Source organism: Gellertiella sp. DMC107 (assembly GCF_056313605.1).
In genome coordinates, this window is sequence record NZ_JBQUZZ010000001.1 from 566,629 (window position 1) to 584,398 (window position 17,770).

The following is a 17,770-nucleotide window of genomic DNA, read 5'->3' on the forward strand; positions in this document are numbered from 1 at the left end:
GCAGGGCAAAAGGCGGATAGCCGGTCGGTGCCGAGGCACCCAAAGAGATCAGTTGTGGGATATAAGCGCGATTCCTGACCGAATGTCAGGGCTTGGCTGGTCGCCATGCGAGGCGGCGCATCACAGCGTCTGTTGTCACGGCGGCCTCCTGTTCGCGTTGAAGATGAGCGGACACTATCCTGACGTGTCCGATTTGGAAACTGTCAAATTTGACGGGTTTGCCCTTCGGTGCGGTCATGTTGCCGGAACAGCACAGAAACGCTAGACCATCCGCCATGAGTTTGCTTCGCATCGCCCTTTACCAGCCAGACATACCCGGCAATACCGGGACGATCCTGCGGCTCGCCGCCTGTCTGGGTTTCGAGGTCGACATCATCGAGCCGGCCGGGTTCGACCTGTCCGACCGAAACTTGAAACGGGCGGGAATGGATTACCTCGCGCTGGCAGCCCTTACCCGCCATGTCACGTTCGAACGGTTCCTGGACTCTGTGACAGCCTCGGGCAGGAGAATTGTCCTTGCCTCGACCCGAGCATCGCACCCCTACTGCGACTTTGCGTTCCGACCCGACGACATTCTGCTGTTCGGTCGCGAAAGTGCCGGCGTGCCTGATCACGTCCATGAGCGGGCCGATCACCGTATTCTTATCCCCATGCGGGAGGGGCAACGCTCCATCAATCTCGCCGTTTCCGTGGCCATGATTACGGGCGAAGCCTTGCGTCAGACGAATGGCTTTCCGCCGGGTTGAGCAACCGTAACCATTACGCATTTATTTAGACTTCAGTGTTATCTGATATTCGGAACAGATGATGGAGCGAGCTGAAAGAAGGTCGCCCGTCCTCGACGACGTCGAATGAGGGATGACAGGGTTGACCGAACCGGAAACAGACACGGAGACTTCCTCCGAGCCCCAAATCACGGGTTGCGGCCGGAAAATCGTCAAGGCGCTTTGCCTGTTCGGCCGCAGCCTGTCGATCGTCGGCCTTGCGTGGCTTCTCAGCCTTCCGGTCACGGACAGGCTTGTGCAAGCCGTCCTGATTGCCCTGGTGCTCGGCGTGCTCGGGGAACCCTTCACCACCCTTTTTCTCTAGCCCGGAAACGGAGACGGCATGCCGCGAAAGAAGAAGACCGCTGTGATCGACCGGAGGCTGGAACAGGCGGAAGCCAAAGGAGAACTCAGGCTCCATTTCCAGCCGCGCATCGAAATCGACACGGGGAAGATCGTTTCAGCCGAGGCCCTGCTGCGCTGGGAGCAGGATGGACGGCTGGTTCCGCCCGACAGCTTCATACCCATTGCCGAAGAGACAGGCCTGATCCGGGACATCGGTGCCTGGGTGATCGAGGAAGCCTGCCGGAATTGCCGCCGCTGGCAGGAAATCGGCCTGACCGACCTGCCGGTATCGGTCAATGTCTCGGCCGTGCAGTTCCGTTGGGGAGACCTGGAGCGGATCGTGGAGAATGCACTCCGGCAATCGGGTCTTATTCCCTCGCTGCTCGAAATCGAACTCACCGAAAGCCAGGCCCTCGAGGAAACGGACACGACCGGCCAGATCAGCCGCATCGCCGCAACGGGCGTCCGGGTGGCCATCGACGATTTCGGCAAGGGCTATTCCAATCTCGCCCGTATCGGCCAACTGGATATCCGGACCCTCAAGATCGACAAGCTGTTCCTCAACAATATCGAGGACGATCCCAAATGCCTGGCCCTTCTGGAAGCGATCCTGGATCTCACGCGCAAGCTGGGTCTGGCAGCGGTCGTGGAAGGCGTCGAAACGGAAGCCATGGCCGCCTGCCTGTCCACGATCGGCTGCTCGCTGGCCCAGGGTTTCCTGTGGTCGCGCCCCTTGCCGCCGAAGGAGTTCGAGATTTTTGCGCTTGCCTTCCGGCCGAAAGTGGATCGGGCGGACCTCCACGACACGCGCGAGACGGATGCACGCGACAAACCGAGACTTTACCGGACGGCGTGAGGACACTCAGTCCGCGCTGGGCAAGCGACGCATGGTAAACTCGATGCGGTCTCCCTCGAGCTGACGCCAGCTTTCCACTTCGGTCCAGTAGGCCGCCTTCGGAAAGGCGTCGAACCACTCCCGCGCCTTCAGCCGCGCATCTTCGCGGCTCAGGCAGAAGGTCTCCCGCACGAAACCCGGACTGGACGTGTTCTTGCCGGCGCGATGCGCGGCAATCCGTCGCTTGAGGCCATCGAAGGCGGGCGGGCCGGGAATGCGTGCCATGGCTTGCAGCTCCTTTCCTGAGAAAGATAATAAACCTCCGTTCGGCTTGCGAGTCAAAAACGGTTAATATAGCCCATCGCCCTGCTGACAGGCCCTTGGCTCGGCTGCTAGACCACCGGAGACTTATTTTAGAAATCGGCCAAAAACTGCATTTGGAGACGGACATGGAAAGACCGGACTTGCCGCGCGGGCTTCCCGACGACCTGGAAGAGAAGAAGATGGCTGCCCGACAGTGGTTCGAGCATCTGCGCAGCAATATCTGTCTGACCTTCGAGAGCCTGGAAGACGAACTGTCCGGCCCCTTCAGCGAACGTCCGCCCGGTCGCTTCGTGCAGAAGGAATGGCAGCGTGACGAAGGCGCGGGCGGTGGCGGCCTGATGTCGATGATGGAAGGGCGCGTCTTCGAAAAGGTCGGCGTCCACACCTCCACCGTTTATGGGGAATTCTCCGCCGATTTCCGCAACCAGATACCCGGCGCGGCTGAAGATCCGCGTTTCTGGGCATCCGGAATTTCGCTGATTGCCCATCCCCGCAATCCGAACGTACCGACCGTGCACATGAACACCCGCATGGTCGTCACGACGAGCCTTTGGTTTGGCGGGGGGGCTGACCTGACCCCGGTTCTCGACCGGCGCAGGACCCAGGAAGACCCGGATACCGAGCTGTTCCACAAGGCGATGGAAATCGTCTGCGCGCGCCATCCCGTCGCCGATTACCCCCGATACAAGGCCTGGTGCGACGAATACTTCTTCCTGAAGCACCGCAATGAGCCCCGTGGTGTGGGCGGCATTTTCTATGACTGGCTGCATTCCGATCAGGAAACGGGTGGTTGGGCTGCGGATTTTGCCTTCACCCGCGACATGGGGCGGGCCTTCTCCATGGTTTACCCGAAGATCGTGCGGGCCAATTTCAACCAGCCGTTTACGGACGCGGATCGAGATGAGCAGCTCGTGCGCCGCGGCCGTTACGTAGAGTTCAATCTTCTCTATGACCGGGGCACCATTTTCGGCCTGAAAACCGGCGGCAATGTCGATTCCATCCTGTCGTCCCTGCCCCCGCTGGCCCGATGGCCCTGAAGGGACTGGCCTGAAAACGACAATCCACGGTTTTTTTCTTTGGGAGATCGACTGATTCGGGCGTAATGTGCGCTGGCAATATCCTTGTAGCATGAATCCATTCCGGGAGGGCCTCATGGATAATACTGCGCAGAAGACGGTGACGTCATCGTTCGCCGTCGAAACGGTCAGGCCAGACGCATCAGGATCCCCAGATGGATCGCGGCTTCTCGGCCGGGCCGAAATGATCGATCGACTTGCCCACGCCATGCGTTTGAAAAGCGGTCTCGATTTGCCGCACGGCTACTTTGTCGAACAGGTCAAGCTGCAACTGGCGGGCAGCCCCGCCTTCGATCGTTCGCTCGAGCGAACGGGGGAGTACAGGACAGGGTCGGCCGCCGCCTATCGCGGCTCGGCCTGCTTCGAAGCCTGGGCCATGCGGGACTGAGACCCGGAAACGGGTCCCGATGCCGCGGTCGGCGTCCGGCAACATCCAGGGGCCATGGGCCAGATCTGGCCATGGCCTCCCTCTCGTTCTGTTCTATCTTCCCTGCAAGAGCCGGTTGCTCTGATGCATGCAAAGGAGGACGACATATGAGACTGTTCGAATGTGGCTCCCTCGTGCCCGGTTGCGCCTGGCACACCCGCGCCGAAGAGGATGCGGAAATCGTTCGCCGTGCCGTCGATCATCTGAAGACCGCCCATGGCGAGGAGGTCGTCCGCGAAAGCATGATCGACCGCATCAAGGAGCGGATTACGGCGGAGAGGGTAGACGCCGCCTGACCTCTGGCGAAAAGCCCGCCCTCACACCCGCGTGGAAAAATCACCGAGCCGGGCAAGCAGCGCCTGCTTGTCCGGCGCGAAGTTTTTCTCCACCCAGAAGTTTTCCATCATCGCAAGAATTTCCCCCAGCTTCGGCCCGGCCGCGATGCCATTCGCGATCAGATCGGCGCCGCTGACCGGCAGCGAGGGCTTCTGAAAAGCCTCCGCACGCTTCAGAAGGCCCTGAAGCAAAAGCGCGTTCTCCATGCCTGCGGGATTACCCGCCGCGGCCTGGCGCGCTGCGGCTATGGCCAGTTTGAGCCGCACGATCACGCCCGTTTCGCCAAACCGGTAAAGCAGCCGGTCCAGCGCGGTGCCAGCCGTCTCCGGCTTGACGGGCGGCGCAAGCGCAAAGGCTTGCAGCCAGCCGGATTCCGCCTTGGAGAGGCGCAGGCGTTCGGCAAGGCTCTGCAGCCGCTCGGCATCGGGAGGCACGATGGCGGCAAGCCGCAACAGCGGCTCGGGTTTCCAGCCCAGCGTCGCACCCGTATCCACCAAGCCGGGAATGGCATCGATGCCCCATTTCTCGCTCTCCGGCAGGATTTCGGTCAGAATGCCGGATTGCCGCATCCACAGAAGGGCGCGACCCGGATCGGGGGCAGCCAGAAGCTTCTTCAATTCGGACCAGATGCGCTCCGCCGACAGCGTCTTCAGCTTGTCCCGGGCCCGGGCCGAGGCCCGCAATCCCTCCGCATCGGGGCGGAACTGGCCGTACCAGGCAAAGAAGCGGAAGAAGCGCAGGATGCGCAGATAGTCTTCGTCGACCCGCTCGGCTGCATTGCCGATGAAACGAACCGTACCCCTTTCGATATCGGGAAGGCCCCCGACGAGATCGATCACCCTGCCCTCGCGGTCGGCATAAAGCCCGTTGATGGTGAGGTCGCGCCGGTTGGCGTCCACCTGCCAGTCCGTACCGAAGGCGACTTCCGCATGCCGGCCATTCGTGCTGATGTCGCGGCGAAGCGTGGTAACCTCGAAGGGCTGCCCGTCGACGACGAGCGTGACGGTGCCGTGTTCGATGCCGGTCGGGACAGCCTTGATCCCGGCTTCCGCGGCACGCGCCATCACCTGCTTCGGATGCAGCGTGGTCGCAAGATCCACATCCGCCACGGGAAAACCCATCAGACTGTTGCGCACGGCGCCGCCGACGATGCGGGTTTCCGCCTCGCCCCCGTTGAGCAGCGCCAGCACGCGCTGAAGATTGGGGGCCTGAAACCAGCTCTCTTCGGCCACCGAGGGGTCCGAAGCCTTGTCATCGCTCATGCATAAAGCCTTTCAAACATGGTCCGGAGGATGCCGGCCGTGATGCCCCAGATCATCCAGTCGCCATAGGGCATGCGGTAGAAATGCCGCTCGGCTCCCTGCCACACGCCGCTGTCGCGCTGGTGGTTGTCGGGGTCCATCAGGAAGGCAAGCGGCACCTCGAACACATGCTCCACCTCATGCGGGTTCGGACGGATTTCAAATCCGCGCCGCACGACGGAGAGCACCGGGGTGATCCGGAATCCGGTCATGGCATAGTAGTCGGGCAACCGGGCGACCGGCTCCACGAAATGACGCGGAAGACCGATTTCTTCCTCCGCCTCGCGAAGCGCCGCCACCTCCGGCGAACCGTCTTCGGGATCGATCGCCCCGCCCGGAAAGGCGATCTGGCCGGAATGCTTGCGCAGCGACTGCGTGCGCTGGGTCAAAAGCACCTTCGCCCCGTCCGCATCGTCGATCACGGGGACAAGCACGGCGGCATCGCGGAGGTTGAGACCCTCGATATGGCTGATCGTTTCGGGATTGAGCAGATGATCGCCATGGTCCCGCCAGGCGAGAGCCACGGGACTGCCCTTCTGGTCGAGGGCGCGGAGGCGAAAATCATCGGCGGTGAAGGCAGGCATCGGTCCCGCCCGTTCCAGCGCCTCACCGTGCCAGGGCATCGAGTTCCTCCGCCGGCATGATGGGAAAAACCTGCCCTCCCGAGCGCACCGCAAACATGGCGACGCCGCCGACATCGACCACCTCGCCCAATTCGACCAGATCGTACATGACGGCCCGGGAGACGAGCGCCTCAAGCCGGCCGCGCACGAGAAGATAGGGCTTCAGCTCGCGGTTCTCTCCCTGGATCGCAAAGCGCAGCGGATGGTCCGCATCGGCCCTGACCACATCGCCCACATTGGTGCGGAAGGTCAGAACCGGCTGCCCGTCATCCACGGTCTGCTGCATCTCGACGGCGACAAAGGGGGCGTCCTCCACCCGGATGCCGACCTTTTCCACAGGCGTCACCAGATAGGTTTTGCCGTCCTCGTCGCGCCGGAGAACCGTGGAAAACAGCCGCACCAGCGGCGCCCGGCCGATCGGCGTGCCGAGATAGTACCAGGTGCCGTCGGCGCGGATTTCCATATCCAGATCGCCGCAAAAGGGCGGGTTCCAGCGCTCCACCGGCGGCAGCCCCCCGGCGCCCGCATTGGTATCGGCAGCGGCCCGTGCAATCAGCGCGGCCAGCCCCGCCGCATCGCCCGTTGCCTGAATTCCCTCGGTTGCCATGATTGCGTCTCGCTTTATTTCTAGAACCAATGAGATAGTCATTTGATACGCGCTTGTCAGCCGTCAACTTGCTATAAGCGGCGCTCGGGCAGAACAGAGACAGGAAAGACGGCGATTCGCGCCGTCGAACGTCACGCGGAGACCATGATGGATGTAACGACCGGTACCGACGCGCCGCTCAAGGATGCGGAGATGGTGGCGCTTGCGGAAAGCGCGCTGCAGGATATCGCAGCCGTCCGGCTGGAAGTCGCAAAGGTCATCTTCGGCCAGGGCGCGGCGGTGGAAAACACGCTTGTGGCGGTTCTGGCCGGCGGCCATGCCCTGCTTGTGGGCGTACCGGGCCTCGCGAAGACCAAGCTCGTGACCACGCTCGGCACCGTGCTCGGCCTCGCCTCGGCCCGCATCCAGTTCACGCCCGATCTCATGCCCTCCGACATTCTGGGCTCCGAGGTGCTGGAGCAGGATGCATCCGGCCGTCGCTCCTTCCGCTTTATCGAAGGCCCGGTCTTCACCCAGCTTCTGATGGCCGACGAGATCAACCGCGCCTCCCCGCGCACCCAGTCGGCCCTGCTGCAATCCATGCAGGAATATCACGTATCGGTCGCCGGCAAGCGGCTCGATCTTCCGTCGCCCTTCCACGTGCTCGCCACCCAGAACCCGCTGGAGCAGGAAGGCACCTATCCGCTGCCCGAGGCCCAGCTCGACCGCTTTCTGCTGCAGGTGGATATCGGCTACCCGGACCGGGCGGATGAAAAGCGGATTCTGGTGGAAACCACCCGTCTCGGCGAAGCCCAGCCCACGGCGGTGATCGACGCGGCCCGGCTGATCGAGATCCAGAAGCTGATCCGGCAGATGCCGGTCGGCGAAAGCGTGCTGGATGCCATCCTTACCCTCGTCCGCTCGGCCCGTCCCGAACCGGGCGCCAAGGGCGCGGCCCGCCATGTGTCCTGGGGCCCCGGACCGCGCGCCGGGCAGGCACTGATGCTCTGCGTGCGCGCCCGCGCGCTGTTCGAGGGACGCCTCGCGCCCTCGCTCGACGACGTGAAGGCACTGGCAGCCCCGGTCCTGCAGCACCGCATGGCCCTTACCTTCGCCGCCCGGGCCGAGGGCATGACCGTTGCCCAGGTGATCGCCGAACTGTCGGCGGAGATCGGACAGTAAATCGTGGCACCGATCGGCGAGACGAGCCCGGCCTTCGCCTCGAAGAAGGCCTTGCAGCTTGCGCATGAACGCGCGGCGCTGATGCCCGATTGCCTCGTCGAAGCCCGCCGCATCGCCAATTCGGTCATTTCCGGCTGGCATGGCCGCCGCCGGCGTGGGATCGGCGAGAATTTCTGGCAGTTCCGCCCCTATGCCGATGGAGAAAGCTTCAGCCGGATCGACTGGCGCCGCTCGGCCCGCGACGATCACACCTATGTGCGCGATCGGGAGTGGGAAGCCGCCCACACGATCTTGCTGCATGCGGACCTCACGCCCTCCATGCGCTACCGCTCGCGACTGGCCCCGGTCTCCAAGGAAGCCCGCGCGCTGGTCATCCTGCTGGCGCTTGCGGAAACCCTTGCCCGCTCCGGCGAACGGATCGGCGTGCCCGGTCTTCTGGAACCGCAGGCCAACCGGCAGGCAGCCGAGCGTATTGCGGTGGCCCTTTCCCATGCGACGGCCGTTCCGGCGCTCCCCGATCCGTCCCTCGTGCGCATCAGTGCCGATCTGGTGGTCATCGGCGATTTCCTCGATCATCCCGACCGTATCCTCGCCACGCTGAAGCCGCTTGCCCATCGCGGTATCCGCGGCCATCTGCTGGAGATTGCCGATCTGGCGGAGGAAAGCTTCCCCTATGTCGGTCGCACCGAATTCGTCGATCCGGAAAGCGGTCAGGCCCTCACCGCCGGGCGTGCTGACAGTCTCGCGGACGACTATCGCGACGCCTATCTGGCCCGGCGCGAAACCCTATCCGCCGAACTTCGCCGCATGGGCTGGAATTATGTCACCCACCGCACCGACAGGCCCGCCTCCGAGGCCCTGACGGCGCTGCACCTGCTGCTCTCCTCCGGCTCGTCTCTTCCGACGGGAGGGCGGCCATGAACGCGCTCGGCTTTGCAACCCCCGCCGTGCTGGCGGCCCTTCTGGCGCTGCCGGTGATCTGGTGGCTGCTGCGGATCACCCCGCCCCGGCCCGAGCGCGAAGTCTTTCCACCCTTCCGCATTCTGGCATCCATCCTGAAGCGCGAGGAAACGCCTGCGCAAAGCCCCTGGTGGCTGACGCTGTTGCGCATCCTGCTCGCCGCAGCCGTGATCTTCGCCATGGCCGGCCCGGTTCTCAATCCGCGACAGGCCGCCCTCTCGGCCGCGGGGCCGCTGGTCCTGGTGATCGACAACAGCTGGGCCGCCGCCAATGACTGGGATAGCCGTGTCGCCGCTGCCGGCGAACTGATCGACGAAGCCGAGAGCACCAATCGTCCGGTGTCTTTCCTGCTGACCGTGGACGACAAGCCGGACGCGACCCCCGCCAGCGCGGCCGAGGCGCGCACCCGCCTGCTCGCCGCCCGGCCAAAGCCTGTCGCAGCCCTTCGCCTGTCGCTTGCCGACCAGCTCCGGTCCGGCCTGGGCGAGACCGCACCGGGCACGCTTGCCTTCATCACCGACGGCGTCGCGCTGTCGGCAAAGGACGGCACCCTCGAAGCGCTGACCGCCCTGAAGCCGCAGGATTTCCGGCTGATCGCCGGACCGGGCAAGGCAACGCTTGCCATCACGGATGTCAGGAATGTCAATGACGGCATGCAGGTCACGGCATCGCGCCTGAACAGCCGCGACAGCGCAGAACTGCCGCTTGTCGCCTTCGACCGCCAGGGTCGGTCGATTGCCTCGGAAACGCTTGTCTTCCAGGCGGGTGCATCGGAAGGCCGGGTGACCCTCAAGGCACCGCTGGAAATCCGCAACGATTTTGCCCGCCTCTCCCTCGGCGGGGAGGCCAATGCCGGGTCGGTCCATCTGCTGGACGAGGGCTCGAAGCGCCGGCGGGTCGCGATCGTCGGGGGCGATGTGGCGGATTCCGAACGGCCGCTGCTCTCGCCGGTCTATTATATCCGCCGGGCGCTCTCCCCCTTTGCCGATATGTCCGAAAGCCGGGTCACCGGCATCGAAGGGGCGCTGAAGGAGCTGATTGCCACCCGCCCCTCCGCCATCGTGATGAGCGATGTGGGCAAGGTCCCCGCCCCCGCCGCGAAGGACCTGACGGCCTATATCGAGGCCGGCGGCACGCTGATCCGCTTTGCCGGCCCGCAATTGGCCGCCGCCGGGCGCGACGATCCCTTCGCCACCGTGCCGCTGCGGGAGGGCGAGCGTCGCTTCGGCGGCGTTCTTTCCTGGAGCGAACCGCAAGCACTGGCCCCCTTCCCCGAGACCGGCCCCTTTGCGGGGCTCGCGCCTGCCGAAGACGTGAAGGTAAGGCGGCAGGTTCTGGCCGAGCCCTCCCCGGATCTGGCGAGCCGTACGCTGGCCAGCCTTGCCGACGGCACGCCGCTGGTCACCACGCGCGCGCTGGGCAAGGGCACGATCGTGCTCTTCCACGTCAGCGCCGAAACGAGCTGGTCGGACCTGCCTTTGTCAGGCCATTTCGTGGAAATGCTGCGCCAGCTCGTGCAGCTCTCCCGCGCTCCGGTCGGCAAACCCGGCGCGGACGGCAAGAGCGAACCGCTGCCCCCCTACCGGCTCCTGAACGCCGATGGAGCGCTCTCGCAGGAAACCGGCGCGGCCCGTCCCGTCAATCCGGCGCGCGATCTTGCCAGGCCCGCCGACCTCACCCATCCCCCCGGCCTCTACGGCGAGGAGGATGGTTTCGTGGCCCTCAACCTGCTGCCGCCCGGCCAGAAACTCCTTGCCCTCGATCCCGGCGCCCAGGCTGCTCCGTGGATCCGGCGGCTGCCGGTGGCCGGACCGCAACCGCGCGACCTGACGCCCATGCTGATCGCCGCCGCCATCATCCTCATCCTGCTCGACGGCCTCGCCATGCTCTGGCTCAACGGCGCTTTCCGCCTGTCTCGCCAGACCGCAAAGGCTGCCGTTCTGCCGCTTCTCGTCGCCATCGCCCTCGTCTTGCCCGGCCATCCGCTCCGCGCGGACGATTCCAGGCCGGGCGACGACGTGCTGCTGAAACGGCTGGACACCACCCATCTCGCCTATGTGATCACCGGCGAGCAGGAGGTGGACGATATTTCCCGCATGGGCCTCTACGGCCTCACCCAGTTCCTCACCTTCCGAACCGCGCTGGAACCCGGCGACCCCGTCGGCATCGACCCGGTGAAAGACGAGCTTTCGCCCTTCTCGCTGATCTACTGGCCGGTCAGCGCCAATGCGCCCATGCCGTCGGAGCAGGCCATTACCCGGATCGGCGCCTATATGCGGGCGGGCGGAACGGTGCTTTTCGATACGCGCGACCAGTCGGAGCAGTCCTTCGGCGGTACGGAACAGGTGACGCCCAACGGCGAAAGGCTGAGGGCGATCCTCGCCAATCTGGATATTCCGCCGCTGGAGCCGGTGCCGCGCGGCCATGTGCTGACCCGATCCTTCTATCTGTTGAGCCAGTTCCAGGGCCGCTATGCGGACTCGCCTCTCTGGGTGGAGGCCGGGCAGGGAGACCGCAAGAGCGATGTTGCGCCGGTTTCCGCCGACGGTGTGTCCCCGATCATGATCACCGCCAATGATTTTGCGGGCGCCTGGGCGATCGACGACATGGGCAATCCGCAATTGCCGACCGTTCCACCGGATGAAAACCAGCGCGAATATGCCTACCGGGCCGGCGTCAACATCATGATGTACATGCTGACCGGCAACTACAAGGGCGATCAAGTGCATGTGCCGGCGCTTCTGGAAAGGCTGGGCAACTGATGGATATCGCCTTTCAGCCCCTGGTGCCCTGGCCGCTGATTTCGCTTGCGGCACTTGCCATCGTTCTCGTGGGCGGCATCGGTTTTTACCGGTCGCTGCGCGGGTCCGTGTTGCGCGTGCTGGCCGGCCTGGCGCTGGTGGCCGCCCTTGCCAATCCCGTCCTGCGCCAGGAAGACCGGGAGCCGCTCTCCACCATCGTTCCCGTGGTGATCGACCAGAGCCAGAGCCAGCAATTGCCCGAGCGGCAGGAAGGCACGCGTCGGACGGCGGAGGCGCTGAAAGAGCGCCTGTCGCGCATTCCGGGCGTGGAGCCCCGGCTGGTCGAGGCAAAGTCCGATCCCGAAAGCGACAGCCCCTCCACCCGCCTCTTCACCGCGCTGGCGGATGCGACGGCCGAAGTGCCGGCAAGCCGCATCGGCGCAGCGCTCTTCGTGACCGACGGGCAGGTGCATGACGTCCCGTCGAGCGGCAAGCCGCAGGGCCTCACCGTTCCCGTCAGCAGCCTGATCACCGGCCGCGCCGGCGAGACCGACCGCCGCGTCGAGATCGTCAAGGCGCCCCGCTTCGGCCTGAAGGGCAAGGAAGTGGAAGTGCTGTTCCGCGTGACCGACGATGGCGCACCGGCCGGGCAACCGGTCACGGTCACCGTAAGGGTCAACGGCACCGAATCGGCGACCCTCAATGCCGTGACAGGGGAACCCACGCCTTTCCGCTTCGAGATCGGGCGGGCAGGAACCAATGTGGTGGAGCTTTCCGCAGAGGCCCTGCCCGGCGAAATCACCGAAGCCAACAACCGGGCCCTCCAGTTCGTCGAGGGCATTCGCGAGAACATGCGCGTGCTGCTCGTCTCCGGCGAGCCCCATGCGGGCGAGCGCACCTGGCGCAACCTGCTGAAATCCGATGCCTCCGTGGATGTGGTCCACTTCACCATCCTGCGCCCACCGCAGAAGCAGGACGGCACGCCGATCAACGAACTGTCGCTGATCGCCTTTCCGACGCAGGAGCTCTTCGTCGACAAGATCAACGAATTCGACCTGATCATCTTCGACCGCTACCAGCATCGCGGCGTGCTGCCGCTGCTCTATTACGATTACATCGCGCAATATGTCGACCGGGGCGGTGCGCTGCTGATTGCCGCCGGGCCGGAACATGCGGGCGAGGATTCCATCGCCATGACGCCCCTGCAGGCGGTTCTGCCCGCAGCACCTGATGGCATGGTGATCGAAAAGGGCTTCTACCCGCGCATTTCGAACGAGGGGAAAAAACATCCCGTCACCCGCGGCCTCGAAGGCGGCGCAAGCGAACCGCCGGCCTGGGGTCGCTGGTTCCGCACCATCGGCGTCGAGCCGCCGCAGGGCAAGGTGGTGCTGGAAGGCGCCGACAAGCGCCCTCTGCTCGTCCTCAACCGGGCGGGGGAAGGCCGCGTCGCCATGCTTCTGTCGGATCAGGGCTGGCTCTGGGCCCGCAATTTCGAAGGCGGCGGTCCGCATGCCGCCCTGTATCGGCGTATCGCCCATTGGCTGATGAAAGACCCCGATCTGGAAGAAGAGGCGCTGACGGCCACTGCCTCGGGCAATCGCCTGCTCATCACCCGCCAGACGATGACCGACGATCCCGGTCCTGCCCGGGTAAAAACCCCGTCGGGCAAGGAGATCGTGGTCAAGCTTGCCGAAAGCGAACCGGGCCTCTACCGCAGCGAGATATTCGTCGACGAAACGGGCCTCTTCGAGGTCAAGAACGGCGACTTCACCGCCCTGGCCCATGTGGGCACGGCGGATGCGCCGGAATTCAAGGCGATGATTTCCACCGAGGATCGGCTGAAGCCGGTGGCCGAGGCAACGGGTGGCATCGTCGCCCGCATCGGCGATCCGGGCAATCCCACCCTCCCCTCGATCCTGCCGGTGCGCGACGGCTCGCGTATCGAGGCCGATGGACGCATCCTGCTGCGGATGAGCAACGAAACCGTTCTGAAGGGCGTGTCGACCCTGCCCCTGCTGGGCGGCTATGCCGGCGTGCTCATCCTGCTCATGGGCCTTGGCCTCAGCTGGTGGCGCGAGGGGCGGTAGGTCTCGTCAGCAAGCCCGCCACGCAATGATACCCTTCAGCCGTTCATGCACATCCGGCGCGAAGGGCACGACCAGCACCCGGTGCTGATCCACGGGGCCGGGAAATTCCAGGGATTTCGGTTGCACCCGCTCAAAGCCGATCCGCTGGTAATAGGGCGGATCGCCCACCAGAACCACGCCCTCCGAGCCGGCTTTCTCCGCCGCCTCCAGGGCAATGCGGCAGAGTTTCTGGCCGATTCCGAGGTTCTTGTGGGAAGGCCGGACCGCAAGCGGGCCGAGAAGATGCCCCTTGACCCCGCCGGCATCGACCGGCGTCATCCTGACCGATCCGATCACTTCGCCCTTGTCCGTACAGACGAAGGAAAGCGACCGGTCATGCGGCCCCTGTTCGCGGATACGCGCCGCCGCACGGGCAAACCGGCCGGGGCCGAAGGCCTCGTCATTGATCAGTTCGATGATGGCGTCGTGGGAGGCGTCCTCGGGGAGGTAGGCAAAGTCATGCTTCTTCATGGAAGGGTCCGGATCATGCGGGCAGGCAAAAGGGGGCGATCACGCCGGATGGGCGTGCTGTCTTCCTTCAGCGTCGTCGCAAAATCCTGGTCATCATGAAGCGGTACACCGTCCCGATAAGAAATGTGAAATCGCCGATAGCAGGAAATTTTCGCCACGCCAAGAAAAAACGCAGTGTTCACTGCCTGACAACTCGCTTTCGTTTTTCCACGCATTATGCTTGCCAGCGATAGAAAAATGGAAAGTCTGAAATCATGGGCATGTTGATCGAGGGCGTGTGGCACGATGTCTGGTACGATACCGAAAAGACGCGCGGCCATTTCAAACGGGCGCAATCGCGTTTCCGCAACTGGGTTACGGCCGATGGCGCCCCCGGTCCCTCCGGGGAAGGCGGCTTCAAGGCGGAAGCCGGGCGATATCACCTCTATGTATCGCTTGCCTGCCCCTGGGCCCATCGCACGCTGATCTTCCGCAAACTGAAGGGGCTCGAGGACCTGATAACCCTGTCCGTGGTCGATCCACTGATGCTGGAGAACGGCTGGGAATTTCACGACAGGGACGGCGCGACCGGCGACGCCCTGTTCGGTTCGGATTACCTCTGGCAGATCTATACCCGCGCCGAGCCAACCTATTCCGGCCGCGTGACGGTGCCGGTCCTCTGGGACAAACGGACGAACACCATCGTCTCGAACGAATCGTCCGAAATCATCCGCATGTTCAACAGCGCCTTTGACCACCTTACGGGCAACCGGCTGGATTTCTATCCCCACGGATTGCGCGCAGAGATCGATGCGCTGAATGCCGAAATCTACGATGCGGTGAACAACGGAGTCTACAAGGCAGGGTTCGCCACCTCCCAGGACGCCTATGAGGAGAGCGTATCCGCCCTTTTTGCCATGCTCGACAGGCTGGAAAGCCGGCTTTCCGGCGGACGTTATCTCATGGGGGACGCGCTGACGGAGGCCGACTGGCGTCTCTTCACCACTCTCGTGCGTTTCGATCCTGTCTATGTCGGCCACTTCAAGTGCAACATTCGCCGCATAGCGGATTATCCGCATCTGCAGGCCTATCTGAAGTCGCTTTATCAGCATCCCGGCATTGCCGAGACCGTCAATTTCCGGCACATCAAGCATCACTACTACCGGAGCCACAAGACGATCAACCCGACCGGCATCGTTCCCGTGGGCCCGGAGATGGATCTGGACAGCCCCCATGGACGGGAGGCACTCTGAGGGGAATGGACGATGCGCGACCTGGTGACACTTCTCGACGGCGGCATGGGACGGGAGCTTGCCCGTTCCGGGGCACCTTTCCGCCAGCCTGAATGGTCGGCACTGGCGCTGATCGAGGCGCCGGACTTCGTGGGCCGGGCGCATGACGCCTTTGCCGCCGCGGGCGCCGATGTCATCACCACCAATTCCTATGCGGTCGTGCCCTTCCATATCGGTGAGGAGCGCTTCCGGCAGGACGGGTTCCGGCTGGCGCGGCTTGCCGGCGAAATCGCCCGCAAGACAGCGGATGAAAAGGGCGTGCGTGCGGCCGGCTCCCTGCCGCCAGTGCTGGGGTCCTATCGCCCGGACCTTTTCACCGAGGCCGGGGCGACGCCAATCCTCAAGGTCCTGATCGAGGCCCTTTCCCCATCCGTCGATCTCTGGCTGGCCGAAACGCTAAGCTCCACCGCCGAGGCCCGGCTGGTGCGAACGCTTCTGGGCAGGGATAGCCGACCTCTCTGGATTTCCTTCACGCTTGACGATTCCGACGCGAAGGCGGTGGAAACGGGGACCCAGGCGCCCGCGCTGCGCTCCGGGGAAACCATTGCCGCGGCGGCCGAGGCCGCCCGTTTCTGCGGGGCCGAGGCGCTGCTTTTCAACTGCAGCCAGCCGGAAGTGATGGAAGCCGCCGTCAAGGCAGCACGCGCCGCCCTGCCGCCATCGATCCGCATCGGCATCTATGCCAATGCCTTCGCCACGGAGGCGGACGATACGGAGGCCAATGCGGACCTGCATGAGATCCGCCCGGACCTGACGCCGGAAAATTACCGTCGCTTCGCCGAGAAGTGGGTAAAGGCCGGTGCGAGCCTGATCGGCGGCTGCTGCGGCATCGGCCCGGAACATATCCGGGCGCTGGCGGAGGCGATGAAACCCGCCTGAGCCTTCACCAGTAGTGGCTGGGCGGCCGCTCGCCGGACAGTTCCGCGAGCCGGTCCATCGTGGCGCGCGTCATGTCGTCCGGAAGCGCATCGAGGGCGAAGAAGCCGCATTCGGCAATTTCCCGGTTTGGCCGTCGCGGGGCGGTCTGCCGCACGCGCGCCCGGTAGAACAGCACGTGGTCGCGGCGGCTGATCCGAGTGTTGAAATAGGCATGGAACAACACCGGCGGCTCCAGAAGCTCGAGGTTACCTTCCTCGCGCAGCTCCTTTTCCAGGGCGTCGAAGGCCGTTTCGTTGCGCTCCACCCCGCCGCCCGGCATGTACCAGCCGGGCACATAGGTGTGGCGCACGAGAAAGATGCGTCCCTCGTCATCGAAGCAGGCAGCGCGGACGCCCAGCGTCATGCCCCGGCGCAAGCGGAAAAAGACATGCAGCAGCGAAATTGCCAGCCGCCGCATTCGCCCCTCCAGTTCCGGAACGCCCTTTTCCGCCATATCCCTTGCCCCCGCGGCTCCCGCTGTCTATGTGTCGGCTATGTTCACGCTCGCCCATATTTCCGACATCCACCTCGGGCCCTTGCCGAAGCTCACGCTCCTTGAACTCGCCTCGAAGCGGATTACGGGCTTTGTGAACTGGCACCGCAACCGGCGCAAGCATCTTTTTCCCAATGCTCTCATCGAGGTGCTGGAGGATATCCGCCGCCGTCAGCCGGACCATCTGGCGATCACCGGCGACCTCGTCAATCTCGCTTCGAAGACCGAGCTGATCGGTGCGCGCGACTGGCTGGAAATGACCGGCAAGCCGCTGGATACATCCGTCGTCCCCGGCAATCACGATGCCTATGTGCGCGGCGCTTACGAACGCGCCATGCAGCTCTGGTACGATTACGTCCGGGGCGACGAGACACCGGCCGCCTTTGATCCGGACCGGAAACTCTTCCCCTATATTCGCCGCCGTGGCCCCGTAGCCCTCATCGGTTGCTCGAGCGCCATCGCCACGCCGCCGTTTTCCGCGGCAGGCTTCTTCAGTCCACGTCAGGCACGGCAAACGGTGAACCTGCTGAAGAAGGCGGGGGAAGAGGGCCTGTTCCGCGTCATCATGATCCACCACCCGCCCGTCAGGGGCGCGGCCGAAACCCACAAGCGTCTGGTCGGGATCGGCCGTTTCGGGGAGGTGCTGGCGGAAGCCGGCGCCGAACTCGTCATTCATGGGCACACCCACGTCAATTCGCTCTTCTGGCTCGACGGGAAGAATGGCCGGGTGCCGGTGGCCGGTATCGCCTCCGCCAGCCAGGGCCCGGGCGGCCACAAGCCGCGCGCCGCCTATAACCTGTTCCACATATCCGGTACGCCGGGTCACTGGCATCTGGTGCAGGAACGGCATCAGCTGAATGCGGCGGGCAATGCCATGGAGCCGACGGCCCATATTCCCCTGCTGCCCCATCACATGGGTGATCACGGGAATTTGCTCGGTCGGACGGTTTGACGAAGCGCACGGCGAGCCTATTCTCTCCCGGATAACAGA

The 17,770-nt window shown here is 64.4% G+C and carries 19 protein-coding genes; 13 read left to right on the plus strand and 6 right to left on the minus strand.

Going from position 1 to position 17,770, the window contains the following annotated elements; genetic code table 11:
• The first annotated feature begins 275 nt into the window (after positions 1–275).
• The 3 genes from ACT54B_RS02615 to ACT54B_RS02625 all read left to right on the plus strand — a co-directional run bounded on the left by ACT54B_RS02615 (position 276) and on the right by ACT54B_RS02625 (position 1,965).
• Positions 276–746: a tRNA (cytidine(34)-2'-O)-methyltransferase gene (locus tag ACT54B_RS02615; protein ID WP_476042667.1), complete on the plus strand. Its 471-nt coding sequence runs from the start codon at positions 276–278 to the stop codon at positions 744–746.
• Positions 747–867: 121 nt separating this feature from the next.
• A complete protein-coding gene (locus ACT54B_RS02620; RefSeq protein WP_476042668.1) occupies positions 868–1,089 on the plus strand; it encodes a hypothetical protein in 222 nt (73 codons plus the stop codon).
• 18 nt (positions 1,090–1,107) lie between these two features.
• Complete coding sequence (locus tag ACT54B_RS02625; RefSeq protein ID WP_476042669.1) at positions 1,108–1,965, plus strand: EAL domain-containing protein; 858 nt, start codon at positions 1,108–1,110, stop codon at positions 1,963–1,965.
• Between the two features lie 6 nt (positions 1,966–1,971).
• Here ACT54B_RS02625 and ACT54B_RS02630 read toward each other — a convergent pair whose 3' ends face one another.
• Positions 1,972–2,229 (minus strand): hypothetical protein, encoded by a 258-nt coding sequence (locus ACT54B_RS02630; RefSeq protein ID WP_476042670.1) that lies wholly within the window; start codon positions 2,227–2,229, stop codon positions 1,972–1,974.
• Positions 2,230–2,393: 164 nt separating this feature from the next.
• Between ACT54B_RS02630 and hemF the strand changes: the two genes are divergently transcribed.
• From hemF to ACT54B_RS02645, 3 genes are all read left to right on the plus strand, one after another.
• Positions 2,394–3,305 (plus strand): oxygen-dependent coproporphyrinogen oxidase, encoded by a 912-nt coding sequence (hemF, locus tag ACT54B_RS02635; protein ID WP_476042671.1) that lies wholly within the window; start codon positions 2,394–2,396, stop codon positions 3,303–3,305.
• 115 nt (positions 3,306–3,420) lie between these two features.
• A complete protein-coding gene (locus ACT54B_RS02640; RefSeq protein WP_476042672.1) occupies positions 3,421–3,732 on the plus strand; it encodes a hypothetical protein in 312 nt (103 codons plus the stop codon).
• Between the two features lie 146 nt (positions 3,733–3,878).
• Entirely contained in the window at positions 3,879–4,067 is a 189-nt protein-coding gene (locus ACT54B_RS02645) for a DUF1059 domain-containing protein (RefSeq protein WP_476042673.1), read from the plus strand.
• A gap of 21 nt (positions 4,068–4,088) precedes the next feature.
• Here the strand turns inward: ACT54B_RS02645 and ACT54B_RS02650 are convergent, their stop codons facing one another.
• Genes ACT54B_RS02650 through ACT54B_RS02660 form a run of 3 tightly spaced genes read right to left on the minus strand, consistent with a single transcriptional unit; the run spans position 4,089 to position 6,638 of the window.
• Positions 4,089–5,369: a CCA tRNA nucleotidyltransferase gene (locus ACT54B_RS02650; RefSeq protein ID WP_476042675.1), complete on the minus strand. Its 1,281-nt coding sequence runs from the start codon at positions 5,367–5,369 to the stop codon at positions 4,089–4,091.
• Complete coding sequence (locus ACT54B_RS02655) at positions 5,366–6,031, minus strand: CoA pyrophosphatase (RefSeq protein ID WP_476042677.1); 666 nt, start codon at positions 6,029–6,031, stop codon at positions 5,366–5,368. The genes ACT54B_RS02650 and ACT54B_RS02655 overlap by 4 nt, the downstream gene beginning before the upstream one ends.
• Positions 6,015–6,638 (minus strand): DUF1285 domain-containing protein, encoded by a 624-nt coding sequence (locus ACT54B_RS02660; RefSeq protein ID WP_476042678.1) that lies wholly within the window; start codon positions 6,636–6,638, stop codon positions 6,015–6,017. Before ACT54B_RS02660 ends, ACT54B_RS02655 begins: the two co-directional genes overlap by 17 nt.
• A 147-nt stretch (positions 6,639–6,785) precedes the next feature.
• Between ACT54B_RS02660 and ACT54B_RS02665 the strand changes: the two genes are divergently transcribed.
• The 4 genes from ACT54B_RS02665 to ACT54B_RS02680 are packed head-to-tail and all read left to right on the plus strand — an operon-like array spanning position 6,786 to position 13,587.
• Complete coding sequence (locus ACT54B_RS02665; RefSeq protein ID WP_476043478.1) at positions 6,786–7,799, plus strand: AAA family ATPase; 1,014 nt, start codon at positions 6,786–6,788, stop codon at positions 7,797–7,799.
• 3 nt (positions 7,800–7,802) lie between these two features.
• Positions 7,803–8,720 carry a DUF58 domain-containing protein gene (locus ACT54B_RS02670; RefSeq protein WP_476042679.1) on the plus strand — a complete coding sequence of 306 codons (918 nt, stop codon included), beginning with the start codon at positions 7,803–7,805 and terminating at the stop codon, positions 8,718–8,720.
• Complete coding sequence (locus tag ACT54B_RS02675) at positions 8,717–11,521, plus strand: DUF4159 domain-containing protein (RefSeq protein ID WP_476042681.1); 2,805 nt, start codon at positions 8,717–8,719, stop codon at positions 11,519–11,521. The genes ACT54B_RS02670 and ACT54B_RS02675 overlap by 4 nt, the downstream gene beginning before the upstream one ends.
• Positions 11,521–13,587, plus strand: a complete 2,067-nt coding sequence (locus tag ACT54B_RS02680) for a hypothetical protein (protein ID WP_476042682.1) — start codon at positions 11,521–11,523, stop codon at positions 13,585–13,587. Before ACT54B_RS02675 ends, ACT54B_RS02680 begins: the two co-directional genes overlap by 1 nt.
• A gap of 6 nt (positions 13,588–13,593) precedes the next feature.
• Here the strand turns inward: ACT54B_RS02680 and ACT54B_RS02685 are convergent, their stop codons facing one another.
• Positions 13,594–14,097, minus strand: coding sequence for a GNAT family N-acetyltransferase (locus ACT54B_RS02685; RefSeq protein WP_476042683.1), 504 nt, complete (start codon positions 14,095–14,097; stop codon positions 13,594–13,596).
• Positions 14,098–14,351: 254 nt separating this feature from the next.
• On the opposite strand from ACT54B_RS02685, the gene ACT54B_RS02690 reads away from it, so the two are divergent.
• Both ACT54B_RS02690 and ACT54B_RS02695 read left to right on the plus strand, forming a co-directional pair.
• Positions 14,352–15,329 (plus strand): glutathione S-transferase family protein, encoded by a 978-nt coding sequence (locus ACT54B_RS02690; RefSeq protein WP_476042684.1) that lies wholly within the window; start codon positions 14,352–14,354, stop codon positions 15,327–15,329.
• Positions 15,330–15,341: 12 nt separating this feature from the next.
• The gene (locus ACT54B_RS02695; protein ID WP_476042685.1) at positions 15,342–16,247 is read left to right on the plus strand and encodes a homocysteine S-methyltransferase family protein; all 906 of its coding nucleotides are present in this window, start codon (positions 15,342–15,344) and stop codon (positions 16,245–16,247) included.
• A gap of 4 nt (positions 16,248–16,251) precedes the next feature.
• Here the strand turns inward: ACT54B_RS02695 and ACT54B_RS02700 are convergent, their stop codons facing one another.
• Positions 16,252–16,740, minus strand: a complete 489-nt coding sequence (locus ACT54B_RS02700) for an NUDIX domain-containing protein (RefSeq protein WP_476042686.1) — start codon at positions 16,738–16,740, stop codon at positions 16,252–16,254.
• Positions 16,741–16,780: 40 nt separating this feature from the next.
• Here ACT54B_RS02700 and ACT54B_RS02705 point away from each other — a divergent pair, with 40 nt between their 5' ends.
• Positions 16,781–17,731, plus strand: a complete 951-nt coding sequence (locus ACT54B_RS02705) for a metallophosphoesterase family protein (RefSeq protein ID WP_476042688.1) — start codon at positions 16,781–16,783, stop codon at positions 17,729–17,731.
• The last annotated feature ends 39 nt before the right edge of the window (positions 17,732–17,770 follow it).